Consider the following 25,122-nt stretch of genomic DNA (forward strand, 5'->3'; position numbering starts at 1 on the left):
TACGCGCCGAGCCCGGCCCCCGCCTGCATCTGTCGGGTGCTCAGGTCTGGCACTGCTTCGTGACCGCGGGAGACCAGCCGCTCCAGGCGGCGCCGTCGGCTCGCGCGTGCACCCGGATCTCGACCTTCACGGGACCGCACACCCGGGTCGTGCTCCCCACTTCCACGGGTCCGACGGACTCGCCGGCCCGGACGTAGGTGCGACCGCTCCCCACCTTCTCCCAGTGGCCGCCGTCGACGACGCGGAAGAAGGCCTCGTAGGAGACGTTCAGCCCCTTGGTGCCGGTATTGCGCGCCTTGATGTGCGCCGTGATCTCTCGCGTGGGGAACCTGCCGGCAGACCCCCGCTGGGCGCTGATGCAGCCGTTGACGGCCACGCGGCCGGTCGACACGCTTCCGCCGCAGGCGACTGCCGCGGCATGAGCGTTCGCCGGGATCGTCATGACGGCCAGCGCGGCCGCGCCCAGGATCGTGCCGATATGCCTCAGGTGCACTGTTCCATCCTCGTTTCGTTCCGAATCCGCTGGACAGACCATGGCGCGCCTCGGGATGCGCTGGGTCAGGTCGCCTCCGTTTTCGCCCGAACGGATGCGGGCGGCCTCTCTCGCGGGGGTACGAGCAGTGACGTTCGGTGAGATTCGGGCGGCTCCGGGGTGAGCCGCCCCATAGGACCCACGTCACATACGACCTGGGGTAGTAGGCCCTGGAGGCCCCTGGCGCACCGCGAGGACGGGCTCCGACCTGCACGGATACGTTCCGGCTCGGCGGCGGGCCGGGGGTCCCCGGCTGCGAGGGCGGGTAGTAAGTGGGTTCGTTGCCAGGGGGGGTGGGGGGTCGGTAGAACTGGATGTGTCGCCGGGCGGCCCGGGTGCTTCGCTCACCCGCCGCTGACGAACCCCTCTCCACCGCGTGAAGGGATCACGCATGCCTTCGGCATGCCGCGACCGCCCTTGTCCCCTGTGGAAGGTTCCCCTGTGTCGAACGCTGTCATCCGCCGCATCGCCGCTTCGAAGAAGACCCTCGCGGGCACCGTCGTCGCCCTCGGTGTCGCCGGTTCGATGCTCGCCACGGTGCCCGCCCAGGCGGCCCCGACGAGCGCCAAGGCGATCGCCCAGCAGATGATCAAGGACCCGGCGCAGTTCGCGGCATTCAACAACATCGTTTCCCGTGAGAGCGGCTGGAACCACACCGCCACGAACTCCTCCTCGGGCGCCTACGGCCTGGTCCAGGCCCTGCCGGCCTCGAAGATGTCGTCGGCCGGTTCGGACTGGAAGACCAACCCGGCCACCCAGATCAAGTGGGGCCTGGACTACATGAACTCCCGCTACGGCAGCCCCGTCGGCGCCTGGAACTTCTGGCAGACCCACCACTGGTACTGAGCCACCAGCGGACCCGAGAACACACCGCGAGACGCCCGGCCGGGACACCCCTGCCGGGCGTCTTCGCGTACCAGGGCGTTGGGTTCCGAACGGTGCGGGCGTCTTGACGCGGCCGTAGCGCTGCGCCTTGAATCAAGTAGTGAACAAAGGGGTCCGGACGGCCCGCTTCCGCGTTCATTCCCTGGCAGGGGATTGTCATGGGCATGTCTTGGCATGTCTCCCCACCCCTTCCCTGCCCCCTTCCCCCCACCCCCGAAGCGATGTGATCACCGTGCACCCCACCTGGCATCGACGCGCTCTCTTATGCGCTCTCGCCCTGGTCTGCTGGGGCGGTCTGGCCGCCCCGGCCACCGGCGCCGCCGAGCCCGCCCCCGCACCCCGGGCCGCCGCGGCGGCCGTGACCTTCTCCGACGACTTCGACGGACCGGCCGGAGCTGCCGTCGACCCCGGGAAATGGCAGATCGAGACCGGCGACAACGTCAACAACCACGAGCGGCAGTACTACACGGCGGGCAACCGCAACGCCGCCCTCGACGGGCAGGGCCACTTGGTCATCACCGCCCGCCGGGAGAACCCGGCCGGCTACACCTGCTGGTACGGCCGCTGCGAGTACACCTCGGCCCGCCTGAACACGGCGGGACGCTTCACCCAGACGTACGGACACGTCGAGGCGAGGCTCAAGGTGCCGCGCGGTCAGGGCATGTGGCCCGCCTTCTGGATGCTCGGCAACGACATCGGCCAGGTCGGCTGGCCGGACTCCGGTGAGATCGACGTGATGGAGAACGTCGGCTTCGAACCGTCGACCGTGCACGGCACCCTCCACGGGCCCGGCTACTCCGGCGCGGGAGGCATCGGGGCGGCGTACTCCCTCCCCGGCGGCCAGGCCTTCGCCGACGCGTTCCACACCTTCGCCGTCGACTGGGGCCCCGACTCGGTCACCTGGTCCGTCGACGGGGTCGTCTACCAGCGACGGACCCCCGCCGACCTGGGCGGGCGCAGCTGGGCCTTCAACAAGCCGTTCTTCCTGATCCTCAACCTCGCGGTCGGCGGATACTGGCCGGGCGACCCCGACGGGACCACGGCCTTCCCCCAGCAACTGGTGGTCGACCACGTCCGCGTCACCTCGTACGACGGCGGCCCCGGCGCCCGGACCGGCCAGATCAGCGGACTCGCCGGCAAGTGCGTCGACGTGAACGGCGCCAACCCGGCCAACGGCACCCCGGTCCAGCTCTACGACTGCAACGGCACCGCCGCCCAGCGGTGGACCTTCGGCTCCGACGGCACCGTACGGGCCCTCGGCAAGTGCCTCGACGTCGCGAGCGGCGGCACCGCCGACGGATCGCCGGTCCAGCTCTACGACTGCAACGGCACCGGCGCCCAGCGCTGGGCGGTGTCCGGGGCCCGGGACGTCGTGAACCCGCAGGCGGACAAGTGTCTCGACGTCACCGGAGGCGGCTCCGCCAACGGGACCCGGCTGCAGCTGTGGACCTGCACCGGGGCCGCCGGGCAGAAGTGGACGGTCCCGGCCGGCTGACCGGGGTCAGAACTTCGGGTCAGGGGACTGGGCCGCGCACAGTTCCGCGGCCTCCTCCGCCGTCTCCACGGAGGGCGGGGAACCGTCCAGCGGCTTCCGTGCGGTCTCCTTCATGCAGGCCACGGAGATGATGCCGACCAGGGCCGCGCCCATCGCGTAGTAGGCGGGCATCAGGTTCGAGCCGCTCCAGCTGATCAGTGCGGTGATCACCAGCGGGGTCGTCCCGCCGAAGACCGACGCCGACAGGTTGTAGCCGACGGACAGCGAGCCGTAGCGGACGTGCGTCGGGAAGAGCGCCGGCAGGGCGGCGGACATCGTGCCCAGCAGGCAGACGAGGGAGACGCCCAGCATGAGCATGCCGATGCTGACCGCCGGGATGGAGCCCTGGCGGATCAGCAGGAACGCGGGGAGGGAGAACACGAAGAAGCCCGCCATGCCGGACATCAGCAGCGGCTTGCGGCCGAAGCGGTCGGACAGCTTGCCGACCTGGCTGATGACGAGCATCAGGAGGAGCATCACGGCGAGCAGGACGAGAAGGCCGTGCGTTTCGCTGTATCCGAGCTCGTCCGACAGGTAGGTCGGCATGTACGACAGCAGCATGTAGTCGGTGATGTTGTACGCGCCGACCAGGCAGACGCAGAGGATCAGCGTCGGCCAGTACCCGCGGAAGATCTTCGCGAGGTCGCCCTTGGCGGTCGTCTCCACGCCGTCGGCGACCTCGCTGGCGCGGGCGCTGCCGCCCTCCAGCTTCTGGAAGGCCGGGGTCTCGTCGAGGCGCAGCCGCAGGTAGAGGCCCACCAGCCCGAGGGGTCCGGCGACGAGGAACGGGACGCGCCAGCCCCACGTCTCCATCTGGGCGTCGTCGAGCACGGCGTACAGCGCGGTGACGAGCCCGGCCGCGCCGACGTATCCGGCCAGCGTGCCGAATTCGAGGAAGCTGCCGAAGTACCCACGGCGCTTGTCGGGCGCGTACTCGGCGATGAAGGTGGAGGCGCCGCCGTACTCCCCGCCCGTCGAGAAGCCCTGGAGCATGCGGAAGAGGATCAGCAGGGCCGGGGCCCACAGGCCGATCGTGCCGTGCGAGGGGATGAGGCCGATGGCGAACGTGCCGACCGCCATCAAGATCATGGTGAGGGCCAGGACCTTCTTGCGGCCGATGCGGTCGCCCATGGGGCCGAAGAACATGCCGCCGAGGGGACGTACCAGGAAGGCGACGGCGAAGGTCGCGAACGAGGACAGCAGCTGCGTGGTGTCGTTCCCCGTCGGGAAGAAGACGTGCCCGAGGGTGACGGCCAGGTAGGAGTAGATGCCGAAGTCGAACCACTCCATGGCGTTGCCGAGCGAGGCCGCCTTCACCGCACGCTTGACCGCCCGGTCGTCCGTGACGGTGATGTCCGTCCTGCGGAGTCTGGGGTTTCGGCGCTGCTTGATGGCGCGGAAGAGCCCGGGATGGCGCTTCACCGCTTCCGGATCGGCCGCCTGCGGGGGATGGGGGGCCGCCATGGCCGGTCCTTTCCTCGGGGGGTGTTCCAGCCCTCCCGCCTGCGCGATCATGGCGTTCGCAAACGGGCCGGACGCCCCGATGAGGCGCGGATCACACTCTGCGGCGCGTGCGCGCGGCCGGGGCCGCCGGCCGCGGCGCCGGGCTGCCCGCGGGTTGACGCCGCGCGGCCCGGGCAGGGGAACCGTGTCGTGCGGCCGCACGTTCACCTGCCGGTCCCGTTCGGTGCGACGACCGCCGGGCCGGGCCCAGTAGTCTGCTGTATCCGCCGGGCGGGCCCATCCCGGACCGGCCGCAACGTCGAGGAGGAGGCCAGGTGAGAGCAGCGCGGGCGCTGGCGACGTTCGACGAGGTCGAGCTCGGTGACCACGTCTGCTGGCTCGTGCACCCGGCCACGACGTCCGCGGGGGACGCGCGGGCCTACGTGGCCGACGGAGCCCTGTACGGGGACAAGATCGTCGTCGTCGGTTCCACCGGCGCCGCCTCCGGGCTCACGCGCGACGCCGTTCCCTCCGCCTCGGTGATCCTCGACTTCCCGAGTCCCGCGCAGCCCGATGTCCTGCTCGCCGCCGTGCGCCGCGAGGCCCGTACCGCGGCCCGCGAGGGCTACCGGTCGGTACGCGTCCTCGCCGAACGGATGCCCGCGACGGAGCCCGGCGCCGCCGAGGAACTCGTGGCCCAGGAGCTGCAGCTCGACGAGTTCGCCTCGGAGACCGGCGCCATCGTGGTCTGCGCCTTCCAGCCGGCGCAGTGGCGGGCGCCTACGCTGGAACACGTGGCATGCGTGCACCCCCACGAAATGGGCAGACGTGCTGAACGCCCGGCCTTCCGGATGTTCAGCACGGGCGCTGACAGCTGGAGCGTGGACGGAGTGATCGACTCGGAGTGCGCGGCGGCGTTCAACGGCGCCGTACGCGCGGCAGTGCGGCGGGCACCCAAGGTGACGCTGCGCTTCGACACCCTCGAGATGATCGACGCCGCCGGAATGCACGCCCTCGTCGACGCGGCCCGCCACGTCCCGGACCGCAGGATCGTCGTGGAGGGCGCCAACGAGACCGTACGCCTGTGCTGGGACCTCGCGGGCTACGCGGGCGCCGACATGCCGGTGGTGATGGGCGCATGACCGCCACCGTGCCCTCGAAGCCGTCCGGCCCGGACGAGGCCGCCTTCCGCCACGAGCTGTACCCCTACAGCGGGGACGCACAGTTCCTCTCCGGCACGCTGGGCTTCGTCCACGAGGCCCTCGACGACGGCGAAGCGGTGGTCATCGCCGTGCCCGCGGACAAGACCTCCCTCCTGCGCAGCGAGCTCGCCGACGAGCCCGCGGTCACCTTCGTCGACACGACGGCGGCGGGCGCCAACCCCGGCCGGCACATCGCCGCCTGGGCGGCCTGGATGAAGGAGCGGGGCGAAGGAGAGCGGCCGGTAAGGGGCATCGGCGAAACGGACTGGCGTCACGTACGCAGCGCCGCGCACCTCTCCGAACTGCGCCATCACGAATGGCTCCTGAACCGGGCCTTCGCGCAGAGCCCCACGTGGTCGATGCTGTGCCCGTACGACGCCGCCGACGGGGACGAGGACGCCCTGCGGGCCCTGTCCCGCTGCCACCCGCTGATCCGCCGGGACGGCCGGTACCTGCCCAACGACGTGTACCTCGCCGTCGACGACTACCCCTTCGACGTCCTCGCCGATCCGTGCGATCCCTACCAGGAGCTGAGTTACACGCACGGTGACCTGTCCGCGATCCGCTCGAAGGTGTCCCAGTGCGCGGCCGACGCGGGCGTCCCGGAGGACCGGCTGCCCAAACTGGCCGTCGCCGTCACGGAGATCGCGACGAACAGCATCCGCCACGGTGGGGGCCGCGGCACCCTGCGCACCTGGGCCCAGCAGTCGACGTTCCTGTGCGAGTTCCGGGACGCGGGCCACATCACCGACCCGATGACGGGCCGGACCCGCCCCACCCCCGGGCAGGTCGGCGGCCGCGGCCTCTGGCTCGCCCACCAGCTGTGCGACCTGGTCGAAATCCGCTCCACCCGCGAACAGGGCACCACCATCCGCCTCCACATGGACACCCGGCCCTAGGCCGCCGATCCAGGCCGGTCCAGGCCGGTCTAGGGCAGCCCGTGCAGCGTGGTCCGGCCGTCGGGGTCCGGCTGCTCGGGGACGGCACCGGCCGTGGTGAGGCCGAGGTACAGCGCGGCGAGTCCCGTGCTGAGGGCGCGGCGGCTGTCGGAAGTCATCGAGTCGAGGGCGTGGGAGAGCGTCTGCTCGCGGGTCTCGCGTATCCGCGCGAGGTGCGTCTCGCCGGCCGGGGTCAGCCGGAGGGTGAGTTCGCGGCCGCTGTGCGGACAGGGGTGGCGTTTGAGGAAGCCGGTGGCCTCCAGGCGGTCGCACAGCCGGGTGACGGAAGGGGCGGCCGCGCCCAGGAGTTGCGACAGGGTGCGCATGCGGATGCCGGGCTGGCGGTCGACCAGGTACATCAGGCGCAGCTGCGACGCGGAGGCGGGGGCCGCGGCGCTGGCCTGACGCGCGTTCTCCCATATGACGTCCAGGAATTCGACGATGTCGCCGACGGACCGTGCCGCGTCGTGGCCGGTGCTGTGGGGCCGGGGGGCCGGTGCCGGCATCTGGTTTCCCTCCGCGCGAGCGGGTCACCCGGCGGCGCCGGTCAGACGTTGGTGTCCGGCCTGCTGGAGCGCACCGGTATGGGTTCATCCGAAGCGGCGGACCGTCTCTCCGCCGCGGACGAGCCGGACTTGCCCGCCGCGTCCGCCGCGGTGAGGTGCTCCAGCGTACCGGTGACCTCCAGGATCCGGTCCAGTCGTACGGGCCGGTCATCGAGGTGCAGGCGCACGCCGGCCGCGCCGGTGCGCCGTCGGATCATCAGCAGCGTCGACAGGCCGGACGAGTCGACGGCGGCGAGTTCCGCACAGTGCAGGTGCAGGTCGCGCAGGCGGGTCCGCTCGGCCAACACCCGGGTCACGGCGTCCAGGAGGACGTCCGCGCAGTGGTGGTCGAGGTCGCCGCGCAACTCCAGGCGCACGGTGTCGCCCGTGTCGATCTGGGTCAGGAGCAGGGAGCCGGAGGGTGTGCTGGTCATTCGGCGGCCCCGGCGGCGGTGAGAAGGGTACTGGTCAGGCGTGCGGCGCCCGCCCGCAGGATCGCGGCGGCGCGGGGGAAGTCCTTCAGTTCGGAACCGAGCAACTCCAGTGCCGGGAGCAGGCTCCGGGCGGGGACCCCGCGCGCGGCGAGGACGCCGGCGGTCCACTGGAGGAACTCGCAGAAGAGGTCTCCGTCGTCCGTGTAGAGGGCCGTGGAGAGGAACTCCAGGATGTGGGCCAGGTCTTCGGCCGTGTGCTCCCGCTGGAGTTCGCTGTAGTCGCGCATCGCGGGGAAGGCGGCCTCCAGCCCGGTGAAGACCATCCGAACGAGTTGCGGACGGCTGCGGGTGACGAGGGTGTACTCCTGGTCGGTCAGGTGAGGGAGGTCGTCGATGGCCTGGTGGTCTGGCTGGGGGCGCGTCAACGGGCCGCGGGCCAGGGCGTCGGCGGCACTGCGGGCGTCGGGGGCCCAGGCGTCGGCGCCCAGGAGGCGGGCGTAGCGTCCGTCGGCGCCGAAGGCGGCTCCGCCGACGAGCACGGGGGTACCGGCGGCCTGGCAGGCGGTGATCGTCGCGTGCGCGGTGGGCAGCCGGGTGGCGATCGAGCTGGAGAGCGCGACGACGTCCGGGCCCGTCCGGTGGATGTGCGTGACCAGGTGGGGCGTGGGGACCTGGGCGCCGAGGTAGTCGACGCGCCAGCCCCGCAGCCGCAGTACCTCGGCCAGGAGACGGGCCGGAAAGGCGTGCCATTCGCCGTCCACGCAGGCCACCGAGATCCGGCCCCGGGTGCGCGGCCCGCGCGCCGACGGGTGCTGCGCGACCACGGCGACGACCCGGTCGTTGATCGCCGTGGCGGCGTGCTCCTGGGCGACGCTGATGCGGTTGGCCGCCCACTCCGTCCCGACCCGGCCCTGGACCGGGGCGATCACGTCGAGAAGCATGCTCTCCGCGTGCAGTCCGTCGTCCAGCGCCTGCCGCACGGCCGCGGTCGCGGCGTGTTCGTCGCCGTGGAGGGCGGCCTCCCACAGCCGGTCCGTCAGGTGTTCGAGTGTCGGGGCGTTCGCCAGATCCGTGGTCATGCGGTGAACCTGCCCCGCGTGTGGCCGTTCACCGCGCTGAGGTGGTTCGTACGGGGGGCGGAGATGACGACGACGGCCATGTCGTCGTGGCGACCGGTCCCCACCCACTGCGAAGCCAGCATCTGCACCCGCTCCACGACGGCTTCGGCCGGCAGGCCCGCGCATTCCGCCAGCGCCCGGCGCAAGCGGTCCTCGCCGAACATGGAACCGCCGAGCGGCCCGCCGCGCGCCTCGGTGATCCCGTCCGTGTAGAGGACGCAGGTCTCGCCCGGCGCCAGCGTCACGAGCGCCGTCTCGGCGGTGACGGCGGGCAGCGCGCCGACCAGCGTTCCCCGGGTGGGGGCCTCCTCGACGCGGCCGTCGCAGCGCAGGATCAGCGGGGCGGGATGGCCGGCGCTGGTCAGCCGCAGCCGGACCGCGTTCTCCTCGCGCATCGCGGAGGCGAGCACCATGGTGGCGAACCGTGCGTTGTGGGTGTTCAGGAGCGAGGTGTTCAGCAGACTCAGCACCCGCTGGTGGTCGTCCGCCATCGGCAGCAGGGCGTGCAGCGTGTTGCGGATCTTCCCCGTCATCACGGCGGCTTCCAGCCCCTTGCCGCACACGTCACCGAGCACGACGAGGGAAGCCTCCCCCTCCACCGCCGCCGGATGGACGTCGTAGAAGTCGCCGCCGATCCGCTCGTGGTCCTGCGAGGGCCGGTAGCCGCCCGCGTACTCCACGCCGGAGACCTGGTGGAGTGCCGGAGGCAGCAGCTCCCGCATCAGGGTCTCGGTGATCGAGGCCTGCTCCGCGTACAGCCGGGCGGCGGACATCGCGGCGCCGGCGCGGGCCGCGAACAGCCGGGCGAAGACCTCCTCGCCCTCCGTGAACGCCTCGCTCCCGGTCCGGCGCAGCAGGACGAGGGCGCCGGCGGGTACGCCGTGTCCGGGCAGGGGAGTGATGACGATCGAGCCGACGTCCCCGAAGCCCTCCGGGATCAGCCACGCGGGAGCGGTGTCGGGGTCGATCCAGCGGGAGGGAACGGGCGGGAACCCCTGGAGCGCTTCCCCCAGCCCCGGCACCTGCTCGGGGTCGGCGCTCACGCCGGACACCGTCGGGGTTCCCCCGCGGAGGCAGGCCACCACGGGCAGCTCGCGCCCGCGGGAAGGGGCGATCACCAGCGCGGCGTCGGCGAGGTGCTCGGCGGCCATCTGCGCCGTGACGTCCATGCACCGGTCCAGATTGAGGGAGGAGAGCAGGAGGTTGGAGGCCCGGGTCAGGAAGGCGGTGCGTTCCCGCTCCATCCGCAGGGCTTCACGGGCCAGGCGGTGGTCGGTGTCGTCGACGAGCCACCACACCACCGTCCCGTCGTCGCGTACCGTGGGGTGCGCCTCGTACGCACGGTCGCCCACCGGGCCCTGCGCCATCGAAGCCCGGTCGGCGCCGGGCCGCTGTGCGGGGACCCGCGACAGGCACTGCCCGTGCGCCGAGGAAAGCCAGGAGGGTACCGAACCCGCCATCGGCGAGCCGGGGCGGGCGTCGGGGAAGACCAGTCCGGCCGCCTCGTTGAGAAGTACCAGCACGGACTGTGCGTCCGCCACGAGGACGGGGTAGGGAGCATCACGCCACGGAACGTCTACCGGGGTGGGAAGGGAAGTTGCCCGGGTGGAATTCACCAAACGCCGAAGGCCCGCTGTGCGAACCCCTCACCTCATCGCCTAGAAAGGATCCTTGCCTTCCGGCAACCATCCTCCATCCGTCCCGCCCCCGCAAACCGAGTCCCCCTCACCGGGGCGTCCCGCACGGCATGCACACGGGAACGACACATCTCCTCCTTCGGATCCCCTTTCGCCAGAGGATTCGGAACGCCACGATCGAGGGTGCTGTGCCGCAACGTGGTCCGTGGTGTAGGAGGATGTCGGCGTGATCGGAGACGAACCGGTGGTCACCACGACCACGCTCGAAGGCATAACTGTCGTCCACCTGCGCGGGGACGTGGACGAGGACAGCGCACCCGCCCTCGCCCGGACCCTCGCCGAGGCCGCGGCCAGTGGTTCTCCGCGTACGGTCGTGGACCTCGCGCGGACACGCTTCGCGGACTCCTACGCCCTTCACGCCCTGCTCGACGCCCGGAAGATCCACGAGGCGGCGGGATCGGCGTTCGTCCTCGCCGGCCCGCTGCAGGCGTCGGTCCGCAGGCTGTTCGACGTCACCGGCACCGGATCCGCGTTCCGCATGACGGACAGCCTGGAGACCGCGATGACATGCTGACCACGACGTTCACCGTGCGGACGGGCGTGCGGCCGCATGCCCCGCACGACTCCGGGCAGGCGATGACGGTATGAACCCGCCCACGGCTGACGACACATGGGGATCCACGCGGGGGAGCGAGGGCCACCCCACGGCCGGCGCCACGCCGGCCACGGCCTCCGCGGCCCGCGACAGGGTCGCCGACCTGCTGCTGCGCGCGGGCATCGGGCTCGACGGCGTGACGGCCGCGGACGCGCTCCTGATCACCTCGGAGCTCGTCACCAACGCGATCCGCCACGGCGGCGGCATCACCGCCTTCCACGGCGACATCACGGACGACGTCCTGCACTTGTCCGTGAGCGACACCAACCCCCGGCACCCCGTCGCCCGTACGGGGACGCCGGACCACCCGGGCGGCTACGGATGGCCCCTCATCCGGCAACTCGCCGAACACGTCGAGATCCACAGCCACCCCGACGGCAAGACCATCACCACCGCCCTGCGCCTCCTGTGACGACGGGGCGCCGCCCCTCGGGACGGGAGCGCGTATCGGTGGGATGACCGATGTGCCGGGAGACGGGCCCTGGCCATGATCTTCGGGAGATGTACGCGGGCGGCCGTAGGGGCCCCCGCATCCCGAAAGGACCCTTCTGTGGACACGTATGCGGATCTGGTATTCCTCGGCGGGCGGGTGGTCACCGTCGACGCGCAGTTCTCCGTGGCCTCGGCCCTGGCGGTGACCGACGGGCTCATCAGTGCCGTCGGCGGACGGGACGACGTCGCGCCGCTGGTCGGACCCCGCACCCGCGTCGTCGACCTGCGGGGGGCGACACTGCTTCCCGGAATCAACGATTCCCATCTGCACGGATGTGCCTTCGGCATGGCGACGCCCCCGCTCTCCCTCGAACTCGCCCACCCCGCCGTGTCCTCCCTCGCGGACGTGGCCGAGGCCGTACGGGAGGCCGTCGGGCGGGTTCTCGACGGGCAGTGGATCACGGGACACGGCTGGGACACCGGCTACCTCGCCGAGTGCGCCGCCGACCCGTCCCGGCTGCCCTCGCGGCGCGACATCGACGCGGTGAGCCCGGACCACCCCGTCGTCCTGTACTCCTTCTCCGGCCACGCCACCTGGGTCAACTCCAAGGCCCTGGAGCTCATCGGGGTCGACCGGCACACCGTCGCGCCGCCCGGCGGGGCCGTCGTCGTGGACGAGGAGGGGGAGCCGACCGGGCTGCTCCACGAGGGAGCCCAGGCCCTCGTCCAGAACGCCCTGCCCGCGCTCAGCCGCCAGGAGCGGACGGACGCGATCAGGTCGACCCTCGCCACCCTCGCCCGGCTCGGCGTGACCAGCTACACCGAGCCCGGTCTCGGCCCCGGCGGCGACGGCATCATGCGGGGAGCGCTCGGCGCGGAGACCCTCGACGTCTACCGCCGACTGCTCGCCGACGGCGAACTGACCGCCCGTGTCGGCGTCCTGCTCCTGCCCACCGGAATGGCGAGCACCGCCGAGGAGTTCACCCGCTCCCTCACCGCACTCGGCGAGCCCGGCGACGCCGATCCCCGCCGCCTCGCGATCCACGGCGTCAAGATCTTCGCCGACGGAATCGTCCCCAACAAGACGGCCTGGATGCACGAGCCGTACGTCGGCGGCGGCTGCGGCTCCCTGTCCGTCGGCGGTGAGACCGACACCGACCGGACCGCCGAGATCGACGCCATGATCCGGCAGGCCCACACCCGCGGCCATCAGCTGGGAGTCCACGTCACCGGAGACCGGGCCATCGACACCGTCGCGGACGCCTTCGCCACGGCCATCGCCGAACACCCGCGATCCGACCCCCGCCACTACGTCATCCACGGCGACTTCCTCACCGCGCACAGCATGAAGGTCCTGGCCGCACACGGCCTCGGCGTCAACATGAACCCCACCATCAAGTGGACCGTCGCCGACATGGAGGAGGAGTTCGTCGGCCCCGAACGGGCCGCCTACGCATGGCCCTACCGCGACGCCATCGACGCCGGCGTACGGGTCGCGAGCGGATCGGACGCCCCCGTCACGTACCCGGACTGGCGCCAGGGCGTCGCCACCATGGTCCTGCGCGAATCGAAGGCCGGAGGCCGGGTCAGCGGTCCCGAGCAGCGCATCGGTCTGGCCGAGGCGATCCGTACCTACACGATCGAGGCGGCCTGGCAGGACTTCGCCGACGACTGGAAGGGCTCCCTGGAGCCCGGCAAGGTCGCCGACCTCTGCGTGCTCGACGGGGACCTGCTCGCCGCCGACCCCCACGACATCCCGCGGATGCCCGTCGTCCTCACCGTCGTGGACGGGCAGGTCGTACACGACACCCTGCGCGATTGACGTATTCCAGACACATGATCATCATGGGGGCATGGCAGCGGAGCGGAGCACGGCGGACATCCTGGACGCGGCCGTACACGTCCGCGAGGCCGCCCGGAGCGCCACCAGCGGCGAGACCGGCGTCGACACGGTCCTGGCGGCGCTGTCCGAGGTGATGGAGTACGACCACGCCTCCCTGACCCGGTGGGACCCGCTGCGCCGCCGCCACACCACGCTGGCCGGGAGCTATCCGCAGGAGGCGACGGCCTACATCGAGACCCGCCTCCACGACGACCCCGTGTTCTCCGTACTCCGGAGCCCGGCCCGGGGCGGTCTCTGGATGAAGGACGTCCCCCGGCAGCTCCTGGCGGCGTCCCCGGGCTTCCAGGAGGTGCTGCGCCCCCTCGGCATCGAGGACGGCGTCGCCCAGTGCCTGTTCACCGCCGACGGCGGGTACGTGGGCATGCTGAACGTCAGCACCCGGCGGTCACGGCACACACCCGATCCGGCGCGTGCCGTGGTCACCCTCCTCACCGAGGCCCTCGCCGCGACCGTCGCCCCCCGGGCGGTACCGCCGGCCGAGCGGGCCGCCGCCGAACCCGCCGCGGAAGCGCGGCGGCCCGGCGGGCTCTCGCCGCGCGAGCTCCAGGTGCTGTCCGAACTGACGACCGGCCGCACCAACCGGGAGATCGCCGGGCGGCTGTACATCACACCGCGCACCGTGGGGACCCACATCGAGCACATCCTCGCCAAGCTGGACGTCCCCAACCGCGCGGCGGCCGCAGCCCGGGCCGCCGCGTGGGGAATCGAACCGTCCCGCTGACGCGCGGCGGGATCAGACGGGGGTGTCCGGCAGGGTGGTGAAGCCGGGCGCGCAGGCGGTGGGCAGGTTCGACGGGGTGAAGGGGGCGTTTCTGTTGGTGGCGCAGGTGGCCTGGTGCAAGGTGCCGTCGCTGGCCAGCAGCGTGATGAACAGGTGGCCGGGGCTCTCCTCCGTGACCGCGACGGAGGTGTCGTAGACACAGCGGGGGGCGCCGGGGACGAGTGCGAGGTTGATCCAGACGCCGGGGTTGCGGCTGTCGTTGAGGAACGCGTGGCCCTGCTCGTCCGTGGCGGAGCGGAACACCGTCTCGAAGAGCCCGGAAGCAACGAAGTCGACCACCGTGGAGCTGACGTCGCGGGAGGTGCTGCACTTGGTGCCCGTCGCCAGTTCGCTCGCCCCCGGCTCCGTGACCGGTGCGGGCCGCGCCGGGGCCGGCTTCGGCGCCTGTTTGACCGGCTGCTTCTTGGTGGGCTGCTTCTTGACCGGTTGCTTCTTGGCGGGTTGCTTCTTAGCCGCCTGCTTGGCCGGGGCCTTGGGGTCGGGGCCCTGGTGTGCTGCCGCGGCGGGCGCCAGGAGCGTTCCGGCGAGTACCGCGCCGGAAACGGCCGCCACGCAGCGTGCCGCCCAAGTGAGGGTTGTCATGTGTGTGCTCCGTCGTCACCGAGGACCGGCCCGCGCTGGGCCGGCCCGTGCGTGCAGGGATGACGGACCCTCCCCGGTCCGGCGCGAGCACCGGCGCGTCGAGTCGGTGCACACGAGGTGCTGAACGGGTCGGGTCCGCGGCTGTCTCGAAACCGTGGACGAACATCGCACGCATTTTCTGGCGGAGACCGGATGCCGGTCCGTCGGGTCACCCGTGCGGGGTGAGGCCGGGAACCGAATGGCGGCACGAGGAGACGGACACGGCCGCGAGCGGGCCGGCGAGCCACCGACACGTTTCCGGTGGGCACCCCAGGGCAGGCGCCGGGGTAAAGCGAGGAAGGCGGTGGACCATGGGCCGGAAGGACCCGAACCCGCGCCCGGTGCTGCTCCCCGACGAGGGAGCCATGGTGGACGAACACGGCCGCCCGCCGGGAGCGCCGTCGCGGACCGGCCCGGACGCCGGTCCGACCGCCGACCCGGACCGCGTGGACCGCGCCCGCGCCGAGGGGGGACACGACGCAGCTGCGGGGGACGACGCCGACCGCACCCCCGAGTCCGACCGCCCCCGCAAGGCCGGACGTGACGACGAACGGTGACGTCGACGACGGGTGACCCCGCTCCTCCTCGTCGCCGCACTTCCGGGGACACCCGGGCGGACGTCCCGCCCGCGTCGCGATGAGTCCGGGCTCCGCCGCCGGTCTACCCTGCAGACCCAGCGTCCCGGAGGAGCGGCAGATGACCGACACGACGACCCTCGACCTCGGACCGCAAGCCCGGATCGTGGCCCGCCTCGCGGAGGGCGTCCCGGACGCCCGGCTCGCCGACCCGACTCCCTGCCCCGCGTACGAGGTCAGAGACCTGCTGGGCCACCTCACCCACCTGGCGGTCGCGTTCCGCGACGCCGCCGGCAAGGACCTGGGCCCCACGACGGACACGGCCCCCGACTCGGCCGTTCCCCACCCCCTGCCCGCGGGCTGGCGCGAGGAGCTGCCCCGGGTCCTCGGTGAGCTGGCCGAAGCCTGGAACGATCCGGCCGCCTGGACCGGCATGACCCGCGCGGGCGGCATCGACCTGCCCGGCGACATCGCGGCCGCGGTGGCCGTCGACGAACTGGTCCTGCACGGATGGGACCTGGCGCGGGCAACCGGCCAGGAGTACGCGCCCGACCGGGCCGCGCTGGAAGCCTCGTACGCGTTCCTGCTGGAGGCCGCCGAGGACGAGGACCGGGGCGGGGGCATCTTCGGTCCCGTCGTGCCCGTACCGGACGACGCTCCGCTGCTGGACCGGGCGGTCGGGCTGAGCGGGCGCGATCCGGGCTGGACACCGCCGACGCCCGCCTGACCCGATGCCCGCCTGACCCGAGGCCCGTCCGCCCCTGGCTCGGGGAACGGCGCGGGGCGTCGGGCCAGGGGACGTCGGGCCAAGCGGGCCTCGGGTCGGTTGCCTCAGTTGCCCATGTCGTCGCTGAAACGGTCGGAGCAGTCCTGCTGCTCCTGCTGCGTCCGGGCGTCGTTCAGGCAGGACCGCAGGTTCCTGCCCTCGTCGGAGTTGAGGACGGACGCCCCGACGGCGATCAGGATTCCCGCGAGGACCACGGTGACGGCGCCGAGGGTGAGGCCGGTGATGGCCTTACCGCGACCACCGGCGCCGCTCCGGGTTCTGCGGAGGGCCGCCACGCCGAGACCGATGGCGACCAGGGCCAGCGGGATGCCCACGAACCACAGCCACAGCAGCAGCAGGGACGCGATACCGGTGACCAACGCGGCCACGGCCAGGCCGTTGCGTTGCTTCCCGGGGGCGTGCGTGGGGGCGTGCGCGGGGGCGGGGTGGGCGCCGGCGTCAGTGCCGGTGCTGTCCGGGGAGCGGTACACGTCGGACACGGGATGGTCCCTTCACGGATCGGCTGATGGGCAACTCGGTTGCGGAGCAGTGGTGTTCCGCCCGTCTGCCACGCAGCGGCCACCGCAAACCCGGCAAGGCCCGTACACGGCAGCCGAACTCGCGAAATTCATTTCACGTATTGCTTGACGGGTGTGTGTCGAGCGGCGATGCTCTAGGGGCAGCAGCCGCACAGGCAGCGGCGTCCGGGGGGAGCCTCCGGTGACAAAGTCGAGTACCTCGGGGAGTTGCAATGAACGCCGTCACCACGCAGCCCGTCACCACGCAGTCCGTGACCGGTGCGGTCGAGACCGTGGCGGAGATCACCGCGGAGACCACCACCGTGGAGTATGCCGAGCGGCTTCCGCGCGTCGCCGAGCCCCGCGAGGTCGCCCCCGCTGACGCCCGGGCCCTCTCCAAGACCTTCTTCGAGCGGCTCCGCGCCCTGGACGAGGGCACCCCCGAGCGCCAGTACGTCCGCAACACGCTGATCGAGATGAACCTGTCCCTGGTCCACTTCGCGGTGCGGCGCTTCCGCAACCGCACCGACGGCACGGACATCGACGACATCATCCAGGTCGGCACCATCGGCCTGATCAAGGCCATCGACCGCTTCGACCCGGCCCTCGGCAACGAGTTCGTGACCCTGGCCCTCCCCTACATCACCGGGGAGATCAAGCGGCACTTCCGCGACACCACCTGGGCCGTCCGCGTCCCGCGACGCCTCCAGGAACTCCGCATCGAACTGGCGCGGGGCAAGGAGGACCTCAGCACCGTCCTCGACCGCGCGCCGACGGTCCGTGAGCTCGCCGAGCACATGGGACTCAGTGACGAAGAGGTGATCGAGGGGCTGGTCGCCGCCAACGGCCACTCCAGCCAGTCCCTCGACAGCGACCAGGACGAATCCTCCGACACCGCTCCGCGCCCCCTGGCCGACGTGCTCGGGAGCGAGGACCCGGCCATGGAACTCTTCGAGGACATCCACAGCCTCGCCCCGCTGCTGGAGAAGCTCGAAGGGCGCGAGAAGCTGATCCTGCAGATGCGCTTCGGGCAGGAGATGACTCAGGCGCAGATCGGTGCCCGTCTGGGGATCTCCCAGATGCAGATCTCCCGGCTCCTCACCCGAACCCTCACCCGTCTCCGCGAGGGCATGCTCGCCGACTGACCCCGGCCCCGCCGACCTCCCCGTGTTCCCGAGAGCCGCCGCGCAAGCGCATGGACCGGCCGGGACCGGTCAGGAGGGTGGAGGACGACGACGTGCACACAGTGGATGGAGGTACGACGATGAACTGGCGCGACGAAGCCGCCTGTCGATGGGAAGACCCCGACCTGTTCTTCCCGGTGGGCTCCAGCGGCCCGGCCCTGTTGCAGGTCGAGGAGGCCAAGGCGGTCTGCCACCGCTGCCCCGTCATGGCGGAGTGCCTTCGGTGGGCGCTCGAAGGGGGCCAGGACCTCGGCGTCTGCGGAGGCATGAGCGAAGAGGAACGACGGACCGTCAGGCGGCGCGAGGCCCGGGCCCGCGCCCGGGACACGCGCTGACCCGCGCCTCGCGCGGCTCTTCAGGACCGGTGATCGGTGTCCCGGTCCGACGGGTCGGTCAGTGAGACGGACGCGGTGATGCTCTTGCCGACGGTCTCCCGCTGGATGCGGAAGCTCTGGGCGGTGGCCATGACGATCTCCAGCCCGTGCCTGCCGACGCGGTAGGGGTCGGGCGGTGAGATCGACGGCAGAGAGGGATTGCTGTCCCACACGCTCACCTCGACGAGGCCGTCCCGGAGTTCGAGGCTGAGCAGGTAGGGGCCGGGGGCGTATTTGCGGGTGTTCGTCACCAGCTCGCTGACCACCAGCTCGACCAGGTCCGTGGCGGTTTCGGACACGGTGAGCCCGTGTGTGTCCCGCAGGTCGGCCAGGAACGACCGGGCCTGATCCCGGGCCTGGCCGATGGTCTCGGTGCCCTCGAACGCCGCGGAGACCGATACCGGGCGGCCCGCCCGCATCCGCTGGTACTCGCCCTCCGCTGCCTGGTTCATGTGGTCCGCCTTGCCTGCCGGGCGACTGCCCTGGGTGCCTGTGTCCCAACACCCTACGGAACCGGGCCGACAATCCCACCGTCCGAGTTCTTTCCGGGACCTCTTCTTCCGGGACCTCTTGATCCCGGGGCCGCCCCCGGACGGGTCAGCGGTCCAAGAGCTCTTCGAGGAGTCCGTCGGCATCGAAGGTCTCGGACCCCGGCGCGGTGACGGCGTACGTCGCCTCCAGGAATCCGGTGACCGCCCGGACTCCGGCGAGGAGGACCGCGCCCCGCCCGTCAGGGAAGTCGCGCAGCCCGATGCGGAGGGCCTCGCCGCCATCCGTCCACTGCGGCCGGAAGGTGACCTCCCCTTCGCCCACCGGGCGGTGGAGGCCCTCGGCCAGCATCTGACGGTCGAAGCACCAGGACGGCAGTGCGGTGTCCTCGGCGAGGAATTCCACCCGCACCGCGTACGGGTCGACGCGGGCGTAGGAGAAGCGGGCGACGAGCGGAACGTCGCTCCCGAAGGCCGGCTGGAGACGGACAGCGACCAGGGCGGACACACACGACAGCAAACGGGCCTCCAGGGACGGGCTGCTCAGCCGCTGCTCGTGTGCCCCCGCCGCGGCGGAGCACGCTGCCCCATCCGGATGAATCACGCGGCCCGCACGGTGGCGCGAACGCCCCGCAGACCTCGGCCGAGTGTCGCGATCGACGGGCCGCCGGCCCGGGCAGGAGAATAGAATCGGCTCTCATGTCGAAGCCTGACGAACTGCTCGTGGACGTCGCCGCACTGGTGGAGTCCGGGCAAAGCAATCAGATGTCCCTGACCGTGGTCACCGGCGGTGCCGTCATCACCGGTCGCCTGGCTCCCGAAGCCGTGTGGCGGCAACGGGTGTCGGAGGTCCTCACGGATTCCGCCCGGCTGAGCGAGTTCTCCGCCATCTTCACCTCGACGGCACGCAAGGAGGGACCGCCCACGCACCTGCACTTCCACGTGGCGCGGATCCTTCAGGGAACCGTGGGGATCCCGGAGACCGGCGGGATGTACCGGGTCGCGATCGAGGGCGTCAGTGCCTGGACCATGGGCGACTTCAGCTACTCCGACTGACCCCTCACGACGGCCGGACCCGTCGGTACCGCGGTGCCGGCGGGTCCGGCCGGGGCTCGAACGCCGGCACCCGCCCGCCCGAACGTACGTAAGGACCCTTGCATGCGGACCGTGACCCTGAACAACGGCGTCGAGATGCCCGTCCTCGGCTTCGGCGTCTACCAGATCCCGCCCGAGCAGACCGAGCGGGCCGTCGGCGACGCCCTCGCCGCCGGATACCGCTCGCTCGACACCGCGGCCGCGTACGGCAACGAGGAGGCCGTGGGCCGGGCGATCAGGGCCAGCGGCATTCCGCGCGAGGAACTGTTCGTCACCACCAAGCTGTGGGTCTCCGACACCGGCGAGGACAGGACCCGGCGCGCGTTCGAGACCTCCCTGCGCAAGCTCGGCCTCGACCACCTCGACCTGTACCTGATCCACCAGCCCTACGGTGACGTGTACGGATCCTGGCGCGCCATGGAAGCCCTGCACCGGCAGGGCCTCACCCGGGCCATCGGCGTCTCGAACTTCCACGGCGACCGGCTCGTGGACCTGATCGACCACAACGAGGTCACCCCGGCTGTCAACCAGGTCGAGACCCACCCCTTCCACCAGCGCACCGCCGATCAGGAGCTCATGCGCGGGCGCGGCGTGCAGATCGAGTCGTGGGGTCCCTTCGCCGAGGGCCGCAACGGCCTCTTCACCCACCCGGAGCTCGGCAAGATCGCCGCCGCGCACGGCAAGTCGGTGGCGCAGGTCGTACTGCGCTGGCTCGTTCAGCGGGACGTCGTCGTGATTCCGAAGTCGGTCCGGGCCGAGCGCATGGCGGAGAACCTCGACGTCTTCGACTTCGAGCTCACCGCCGACGAGATGACCGCCATCGCCACCCTGGACACCGGGGCGTCCGTGTTCTTCGACCACCGCGACCCGGCCATGGTCAGCCGCCTCGGCAACGCCACCCTCGACAGCTGATCCGCGCCGTCGGCCGGCTGCCGTCAGCGGGGGCCGTCCGGCGGCCGGTGGTGGCCGTCGAGGGGGACGGCCAGTCGGTCGGCCACGGCGGTGAGGGTCGCGCCCAGGGGCAGGGCGACCCGGGTGACGGCCTCGTGGTCGCCGCGGGTCGGGTCCCGGTTGACGATCAGCACCGGCTTGCCGGTCCGGGCTGCCTGACGGACGAACCGGAGCCCGGACATCACCGTCAGGGAAGATCCCAGGACCAGCAGTGAGGTCGCCCGGCCCACCAGTTCGCGGCAGTGCGCGACCCGCTGCGGGGGAACGGCCTCGCCGAAGAACACCACGTCCGGTTTGAGGACGCCGCCGCACTCCGAGCAGGGCACGACGCGGAAGTCACCGACCTGGTCGTCGGTGAGGTCGGCGTCACCGTCGGGGTTCAGTCCGGCGGCCACCGGCCGGAAGCCTGCATTGGCCTCTTCGAGCCGCCGGGCGAGTTCACGGCGCGGGCTGGAAGCGCCGCAGGACAGACACACGACCCGGGCCAGGCTTCCGTGCAGTTCCACCACGCCTTCGCTCCCGGCGGCCTGGTGCAGGCCGTCGACGTTCTGGGTGATCACACCCGAGAGCAGGCCGTGCCGCCCGAACGCCGCCACGGCCCGGTGCCCGGTGTTGGGCCGGGCGCGGCCGAAGGTCCGCCAGCCGAGGTGACTGCGCGCCCAGTACCGGCGACGGGCCCGGGCGTCGGCGGTGAATTCCTGGTAGGTCATCGGGGTGTGCCGGCTCAGGCTGCCGCCCTTCCCCCGGTAGTCGGGGATGCCCGACTCCGTGGAGAGGCCCGCGCCGCTGAGCACCAGCACTCCTCCGGCCCGCAGCGCGTCGGCGACCGGCTCCGGATCCGTGCTGCCGGGCCGCAGGTCCTCGGTGGGCGTCCAGCTCAAGGTGGGGCGCATGCGCATGCCGCCAGCGTACGGAACGGCCGGGGCACCGGCGCAAGACCCCGCAACCCGCGCGGGCCGTGCCGAGCCGGTCCGCACCGGTGCCGCGCGGTGGATCCGACCCCGTGGCCGCACCCCTGCGGTCAGGCGACGGGCTGCTTGATCACGAGGGAGATGATGGCCTCGTAGAGGCCCTCTCCGGGGTCGCCGGGCCGGGTCTGGGTGATCTCCAGCGGCAGGACCACCGACGCACCCGGGACGGCGGAGTCCGCGAAGAGCTCGGCCGCGCTGAAGACCACCGCGGCGAGGGACAGCGCTCGGCCGCCCAGTTCCACGCCGAGCGGCAGGGCCTTGGAGGCGCCTCCGAGGGTGCGCAGCAAGGACGGCTCGTGGGCCAGCCGTACCGCGACGTCCCTGGAGGTGTCGGAGGCGAGGAGGCGGACGTGTTCCACGTGGGGACGCAGCCCCGAACCGGCCTGGAGCGTTACCTCGGTCACCTCCGGCAGCGGTTCCGCGCCGGGCCGTACCAGGGACAGGTCTCCACCGGACTCGGTGCGGATCTTGATGTGTGCTTCGCTCACGGCCGTCCCCCGAACCCGAAGGCGGGGGAACCGGTGACCGCGCGGGCCGCATGACCGGCGGGTGGGACGAACGTGATCTCGGTGCGCTTCTCGCGCCGGGTCCGCTCCAGCATGGGGCGTCAGCTCCTCGTCTCCAGGGGGCACGGGCCTCGCCATTCCTGCCCGCCGCGACGGCGGCGCAGCGGACGACTACGCCACTCGCGACGGCTACCACCCGCACGGACGTACCCGCCCGCTGCCGGGCCGGCCCGACTACGCGGTGTCGCGCCCCGGGCGGCCGCCGTCGTCCCCGGGCCGGGCCCGCTTCCCGCCGGGCCGGGGAGGCAGGTCCAGCATGGCGAGGAGCGAGGCCAGGTCGCCGGGGCCGGTGGTACGGGACGCGACCGCTTCGCGGGCCCGCTCGCGGGCGTCGGCGGTGCCGGGGCGGGTGTCCCGGCACCGCGGCCGGCCCGCGGTACCCGCTCCGTACCCGCCCTCCCGGCCGGAGCACGACTGCTGCTCGGCGGCGCCCGCGCAGCTCGCCGCGGCGCCGGAGGCACCTCGGCGCCGGGCACCGCGTCTCCGCACGGCGGCCAGGGTCTCCGTGAAGAGCCGCGGGCCGAGTGCGGCGGGCCGCGGCAGCGGGCCGGCGGACGGTCGTCGGTCGGTACGTCGGGGGTCTGTCATGGCGCCCGCCGTCAGTGGGAGCCGGTGAGGGCGGCGGTCATCGTCCTGGCGCGGCGGGCCGTCTTCGCCGCGACCGCCTTCGCGGGCCGGCGGACGGCCCGTACCGGGTGCCGGCGGTCGAACGCGTGCCGGGAGCGGTAGGCGAACGAGGGCCTGCCGTGGGTGTCCGCGGCGGCGATGAGGAGACCTCCCACCGCGGAGAGGTCGGTCAGGAGGCGAGCGCGCTGCCGTGAGCGCTCATCCGGGTCCTCCACGGTCCAGAAGGCGTGTGCGGCCAGGGAGGCCGGCACCACCGTGGCGGCGAGGGTCAGGGCGGCGAGGCGCGGGGCGCGTCCCGTCGCGAGCAGCAGACCCGCGGCGGCCTGGACCGTGGCGTTGACGCGTACCAGTTGCCGCGGATCCCCGGCGAGGACCGGGACGCGCCCGGCGGCGGCACGCAGGACGGGCCCGGCGGCCTCCGCGACGGCCTCGGGGCGGCGCAGGGTGCGCAGTCCGCCGGTGACGAACGGGGCGGCGAGCAGGGGGCGGGCGAGCTTTCGTAGGACAGCCATGTTCCGCTGCTGCCCAGAGCCGGCCCGTCCATCCGGTCCGGACCGGCACGTCTGCCCGAGGAGGTCCGCGGGGGGCCGGGTGTTCGGCGTCACTCGCGACGGGGTGCGGTGGAACGCGAGGAAGGCCGTACGGTCTCTGGGGGGCGGGGTCCGTGCCCCGGAGACGGGAGGCAGCATGGAGTCGCCGCAGGTGAAGGTCTGCTCCGGGGCGGAGGGCACGGTCGTGGTCGTCTGCTGCGGGGAGTTCGACCTGGACACGTCCGGTGTGCTGGCGGCCGCCTGCGCCCGGGAGGCGGCCGGGGCCGCGCTCGTGGTCGTCGACGTCGCGCGGGTGACCTTCGCCGACTCGGCCTTCCTCAACGTCCTGATCCGGCTGCGCAACTCCCGTCCGCTGGCGCTGGCGGGCCCGCTGCCGAACCAGCTGCGCCGGCTGCTGGAGATGACGGGAGCGCTGGCCCTGTTCGAGATCCGCGACGGCACGGGCCGGACCGGCTGACGGGGCCGCCGGCCCCGCTCCGGACCACGGAACACCGCCCCACCCGTCGCCGGGCCGGGGACGGCCGGTGCACGGACGATCCCGCCGCCCGCCCGTGCGCTCCGTCGCGGCCGGGAGGGGAGAGGTCGTGGTTTAGCCTTTCCGGGGGATGCTCGACGCGTCGAGTACGGCCTGGTCAGACGGAGATGGGGCAGGAATGGTCAAGCCGGCGGATGCGGCGACGAACACAAGGGCTTCGGGGGCGGTGGGCGAGCAGCAGCTCCGCCAGCTCCTGGCCGGACTGACGTCCGTGCGCGATGGTGACTTCGGCACCCGCTTGCCCGACGAGGTCGACGGGCTGCTGGGGGAGATCGCCACCGTCTTCAACGGCATGGTCGACCAGCTCTCGCTGTTCACCTCGGAGGTGACCCGCGTCGCCCGGGAGGTCGGCACCGAGGGAACCCTGGGCGGTCAGGCCGTCGTTCCGGGCGTGTCCGGGACGTGGGCCGACCTGACGGACTCCGTCAACGCCATGGCCGGCAACCTCACCACCCAGGTCCGGGACATCGCCCAGGTCGCCACCGCCGTCGCGCGCGGAGACCTGTCGCAGAAGATCGACGTGGCGGCCCGGGGCGAGATCCTGGAGCTGAAGGACACCGTCAACACGATGGTCGACCAGCTGTCCTCCTTCGCTGACGAAGTCACCCGCGTGGCACGCGAGGTCGGCAGCGAAGGACGGCTCGGCGGCCAGGCAGAGGTGCCCGGCGTGGCCGGCGTGTGGCGTGACCTGACCGACTCGGTGAACTTCATGGCCGGCAATCTGACCGACCAGGTCCGCAACATCGCGCAGGTGACCACCGCGGTCGCCAAGGGCGACCTGTCGCAGAAGATCGCCGTGGACGCCCGGGGCGAGATCCTGGAGCTGAAGAACACCATCAACACGATGGTCGACCAGCTTTCCGCGTTCGCCGACGAGGTCACGCGCATGGCCCGCGAGGTGGGTACGGACGGCCGGCTGGGCGGGCAGGCGGACGTCAAGGGGGTCTCCGGCACCTGGCGTGACCTGACCGACTCGGTGAACTTCATGGCCGGGAACCTCACCGCGCAGGTCCGTTCCATCGCGGAGGTCGCGACCGCGGTGGCGCAGGGCGACCTGTCGCAGAAGATCCGGGTCGACGCACGGGGCGAGATCCTGGAACTGAAGACCACCATCAACACGATGGTCGACCAGCTCTCCGCGTTCGCCGACGAGGTCACGCGCGTCGCCCGCGAGGTGGGTACGGACGGCCGGCTGGGCGGGCAGGCGGACGTCAAGGGGGTCTCCGGCACCTGGCGTGACCTGACCGACTCGGTGAACTTC

30 protein-coding genes are annotated in these 25,122 nt (G+C 72.2%); 16 read left to right on the forward strand and 14 right to left on the reverse strand.

Annotated elements, in window-relative coordinates:
- Positions 1–40: 40 nt before the first annotated feature.
- Positions 41–493, reverse strand: coding sequence for a hypothetical protein (locus AC07B0_RS02565; RefSeq protein WP_356875112.1), 453 nt, complete (start codon positions 491–493; stop codon positions 41–43).
- A gap of 480 nt (positions 494–973) precedes the next feature.
- Between AC07B0_RS02565 and AC07B0_RS02570 the strand changes: the two genes are divergently transcribed.
- Entirely contained in the window at positions 974–1,378 is a 405-nt protein-coding gene (locus tag AC07B0_RS02570) for an aggregation-promoting factor C-terminal-like domain-containing protein (protein ID WP_478896325.1), read from the forward strand.
- A 271-nt stretch (positions 1,379–1,649) separates the two neighbouring features.
- On the forward strand, positions 1,650–2,912 hold the full coding sequence (locus tag AC07B0_RS02575) for a ricin-type beta-trefoil lectin domain protein (RefSeq protein WP_478896700.1): 1,263 nt from the start codon (positions 1,650–1,652) through the stop codon (positions 2,910–2,912).
- Positions 2,913–2,918: 6 nt separating this feature from the next.
- Here the strand turns inward: AC07B0_RS02575 and proP are convergent, their stop codons facing one another.
- Positions 2,919–4,415 carry a glycine betaine/L-proline transporter ProP gene (proP, locus tag AC07B0_RS02580; RefSeq protein WP_356875116.1) on the reverse strand — a complete coding sequence of 499 codons (1,497 nt, stop codon included), beginning with the start codon at positions 4,413–4,415 and terminating at the stop codon, positions 2,919–2,921.
- A gap of 314 nt (positions 4,416–4,729) precedes the next feature.
- On the opposite strand from proP, the gene AC07B0_RS02585 reads away from it, so the two are divergent.
- Entirely contained in the window at positions 4,730–5,536 is an 807-nt protein-coding gene (locus tag AC07B0_RS02585; protein ID WP_469384521.1) for an MEDS domain-containing protein, read from the forward strand.
- Positions 5,533–6,495, forward strand: coding sequence for a sensor histidine kinase (locus AC07B0_RS02590; protein WP_356875120.1), 963 nt, complete (start codon positions 5,533–5,535; stop codon positions 6,493–6,495). Before AC07B0_RS02585 ends, AC07B0_RS02590 begins: the two co-directional genes overlap by 4 nt.
- 29 nt (positions 6,496–6,524) lie before the next feature.
- On the opposite strand, the gene AC07B0_RS02595 is transcribed toward AC07B0_RS02590, so the two are convergent.
- From AC07B0_RS02595 to AC07B0_RS02610, 4 genes are read right to left on the reverse strand one after another with little or no spacing between them, the layout of a single operon-like run.
- Positions 6,525–7,040 carry a MarR family winged helix-turn-helix transcriptional regulator gene (locus tag AC07B0_RS02595; RefSeq protein WP_356875122.1) on the reverse strand — a complete coding sequence of 172 codons (516 nt, stop codon included), beginning with the start codon at positions 7,038–7,040 and terminating at the stop codon, positions 6,525–6,527.
- A gap of 41 nt (positions 7,041–7,081) precedes the next feature.
- On the reverse strand, positions 7,082–7,513 hold the full coding sequence (locus AC07B0_RS02600) for an STAS domain-containing protein (protein WP_356875124.1): 432 nt from the start codon (positions 7,511–7,513) through the stop codon (positions 7,082–7,084).
- Positions 7,510–8,592 carry a cobalamin B12-binding domain-containing protein gene (locus tag AC07B0_RS02605; protein ID WP_478896328.1) on the reverse strand — a complete coding sequence of 361 codons (1,083 nt, stop codon included), beginning with the start codon at positions 8,590–8,592 and terminating at the stop codon, positions 7,510–7,512. Before AC07B0_RS02605 ends, AC07B0_RS02600 begins: the two co-directional genes overlap by 4 nt.
- Positions 8,589–10,091, reverse strand: a complete 1,503-nt coding sequence (locus AC07B0_RS02610; RefSeq protein ID WP_469384523.1) for a PP2C family protein-serine/threonine phosphatase — start codon at positions 10,089–10,091, stop codon at positions 8,589–8,591. Before AC07B0_RS02610 ends, AC07B0_RS02605 begins: the two co-directional genes overlap by 4 nt.
- Positions 10,092–10,494: 403 nt before the next feature.
- On the opposite strand from AC07B0_RS02610, the gene AC07B0_RS02615 reads away from it, so the two are divergent.
- The 4 genes from AC07B0_RS02615 to AC07B0_RS02630 all read left to right on the forward strand — a co-directional run bounded on the left by AC07B0_RS02615 (position 10,495) and on the right by AC07B0_RS02630 (position 13,979).
- Positions 10,495–10,842, forward strand: a complete 348-nt coding sequence (locus tag AC07B0_RS02615; RefSeq protein WP_356875130.1) for an STAS domain-containing protein — start codon at positions 10,495–10,497, stop codon at positions 10,840–10,842.
- A 70-nt stretch (positions 10,843–10,912) separates the two neighbouring features.
- A complete protein-coding gene (locus AC07B0_RS02620; protein WP_356875132.1) occupies positions 10,913–11,335 on the forward strand; it encodes an ATP-binding protein in 423 nt (140 codons plus the stop codon).
- 138 nt (positions 11,336–11,473) lie between these two features.
- Entirely contained in the window at positions 11,474–13,177 is a 1,704-nt protein-coding gene (locus AC07B0_RS02625; RefSeq protein WP_478896330.1) for an amidohydrolase, read from the forward strand.
- Positions 13,178–13,208: 31 nt separating this feature from the next.
- Positions 13,209–13,979: a helix-turn-helix transcriptional regulator gene (locus AC07B0_RS02630; protein WP_469384515.1), complete on the forward strand. Its 771-nt coding sequence runs from the start codon at positions 13,209–13,211 to the stop codon at positions 13,977–13,979.
- Positions 13,980–13,991: 12 nt separating this feature from the next.
- Here the strand turns inward: AC07B0_RS02630 and AC07B0_RS02635 are convergent, their stop codons facing one another.
- Complete coding sequence (locus AC07B0_RS02635; protein WP_478896333.1) at positions 13,992–14,621, reverse strand: hypothetical protein; 630 nt, start codon at positions 14,619–14,621, stop codon at positions 13,992–13,994.
- A gap of 350 nt (positions 14,622–14,971) precedes the next feature.
- Between AC07B0_RS02635 and AC07B0_RS02640 the strand changes: the two genes are divergently transcribed.
- Positions 14,972–15,217, forward strand: coding sequence for a hypothetical protein (locus tag AC07B0_RS02640; protein WP_469384513.1), 246 nt, complete (start codon positions 14,972–14,974; stop codon positions 15,215–15,217).
- Between the two features lie 139 nt (positions 15,218–15,356).
- Positions 15,357–15,962 (forward strand): TIGR03086 family metal-binding protein, encoded by a 606-nt coding sequence (locus tag AC07B0_RS02645; RefSeq protein WP_469384512.1) that lies wholly within the window; start codon positions 15,357–15,359, stop codon positions 15,960–15,962.
- A 104-nt stretch (positions 15,963–16,066) separates the two neighbouring features.
- Here the strand turns inward: AC07B0_RS02645 and AC07B0_RS02650 are convergent, their stop codons facing one another.
- Positions 16,067–16,501: a DUF4190 domain-containing protein gene (locus AC07B0_RS02650; RefSeq protein WP_469384511.1), complete on the reverse strand. Its 435-nt coding sequence runs from the start codon at positions 16,499–16,501 to the stop codon at positions 16,067–16,069.
- A 251-nt stretch (positions 16,502–16,752) separates the two neighbouring features.
- Here AC07B0_RS02650 and AC07B0_RS02655 point away from each other — a divergent pair, with 251 nt between their 5' ends.
- Entirely contained in the window at positions 16,753–17,664 is a 912-nt protein-coding gene (locus tag AC07B0_RS02655; RefSeq protein ID WP_478896336.1) for a SigB/SigF/SigG family RNA polymerase sigma factor, read from the forward strand.
- Positions 17,665–17,783: 119 nt separating this feature from the next.
- Complete coding sequence (locus AC07B0_RS02660) at positions 17,784–18,038, forward strand: WhiB family transcriptional regulator (RefSeq protein ID WP_356875148.1); 255 nt, start codon at positions 17,784–17,786, stop codon at positions 18,036–18,038.
- Positions 18,039–18,058: 20 nt separating this feature from the next.
- Here the strand turns inward: AC07B0_RS02660 and AC07B0_RS02665 are convergent, their stop codons facing one another.
- Both AC07B0_RS02665 and AC07B0_RS02670 read right to left on the reverse strand, forming a co-directional pair.
- On the reverse strand, positions 18,059–18,529 hold the full coding sequence (locus AC07B0_RS02665) for an ATP-binding protein (protein WP_467297687.1): 471 nt from the start codon (positions 18,527–18,529) through the stop codon (positions 18,059–18,061).
- A gap of 145 nt (positions 18,530–18,674) precedes the next feature.
- On the reverse strand, positions 18,675–19,073 hold the full coding sequence (locus AC07B0_RS02670; protein ID WP_356875152.1) for an SsgA family sporulation/cell division regulator: 399 nt from the start codon (positions 19,071–19,073) through the stop codon (positions 18,675–18,677).
- 191 nt (positions 19,074–19,264) lie between these two features.
- On the opposite strand from AC07B0_RS02670, the gene AC07B0_RS02675 reads away from it, so the two are divergent.
- Together AC07B0_RS02675 and AC07B0_RS02680 are read left to right on the forward strand one after the other, a co-directional pair.
- Complete coding sequence (locus AC07B0_RS02675; RefSeq protein ID WP_356875154.1) at positions 19,265–19,621, forward strand: hypothetical protein; 357 nt, start codon at positions 19,265–19,267, stop codon at positions 19,619–19,621.
- A gap of 102 nt (positions 19,622–19,723) precedes the next feature.
- Positions 19,724–20,572 carry an aldo/keto reductase gene (locus AC07B0_RS02680; RefSeq protein WP_469384507.1) on the forward strand — a complete coding sequence of 283 codons (849 nt, stop codon included), beginning with the start codon at positions 19,724–19,726 and terminating at the stop codon, positions 20,570–20,572.
- Between the two features lie 23 nt (positions 20,573–20,595).
- On the opposite strand, the gene AC07B0_RS02685 is transcribed toward AC07B0_RS02680, so the two are convergent.
- The 4 genes from AC07B0_RS02685 to AC07B0_RS02700 all read right to left on the reverse strand — a co-directional run bounded on the left by AC07B0_RS02685 (position 20,596) and on the right by AC07B0_RS02700 (position 23,287).
- Positions 20,596–21,510: an NAD-dependent protein deacetylase gene (locus AC07B0_RS02685; RefSeq protein ID WP_356875158.1), complete on the reverse strand. Its 915-nt coding sequence runs from the start codon at positions 21,508–21,510 to the stop codon at positions 20,596–20,598.
- A 122-nt stretch (positions 21,511–21,632) separates the two neighbouring features.
- Positions 21,633–22,070 carry a CS1 type fimbrial major subunit gene (locus AC07B0_RS02690; protein WP_469384505.1) on the reverse strand — a complete coding sequence of 146 codons (438 nt, stop codon included), beginning with the start codon at positions 22,068–22,070 and terminating at the stop codon, positions 21,633–21,635.
- 252 nt (positions 22,071–22,322) lie between these two features.
- Positions 22,323–22,736 carry a hypothetical protein gene (locus AC07B0_RS02695; RefSeq protein ID WP_478896339.1) on the reverse strand — a complete coding sequence of 138 codons (414 nt, stop codon included), beginning with the start codon at positions 22,734–22,736 and terminating at the stop codon, positions 22,323–22,325.
- An 11-nt stretch (positions 22,737–22,747) separates the two neighbouring features.
- Positions 22,748–23,287 (reverse strand): DoxX family protein, encoded by a 540-nt coding sequence (locus AC07B0_RS02700; RefSeq protein ID WP_478896340.1) that lies wholly within the window; start codon positions 23,285–23,287, stop codon positions 22,748–22,750.
- Positions 23,288–23,462: 175 nt separating this feature from the next.
- Here AC07B0_RS02700 and AC07B0_RS02705 point away from each other — a divergent pair, with 175 nt between their 5' ends.
- Positions 23,463–23,783, forward strand: a complete 321-nt coding sequence (locus AC07B0_RS02705; RefSeq protein ID WP_478896342.1) for an STAS domain-containing protein — start codon at positions 23,463–23,465, stop codon at positions 23,781–23,783.
- A 196-nt stretch (positions 23,784–23,979) separates the two neighbouring features.
- Positions 23,980–25,122 (forward strand): HAMP domain-containing protein (locus AC07B0_RS02710; RefSeq protein WP_478896344.1); only part of this gene is annotated, 1,143 nt, incomplete at its 3' end.

The sequence above is a fragment of the Streptomyces sp. NPDC044704 genome, from assembly GCF_056433525.1.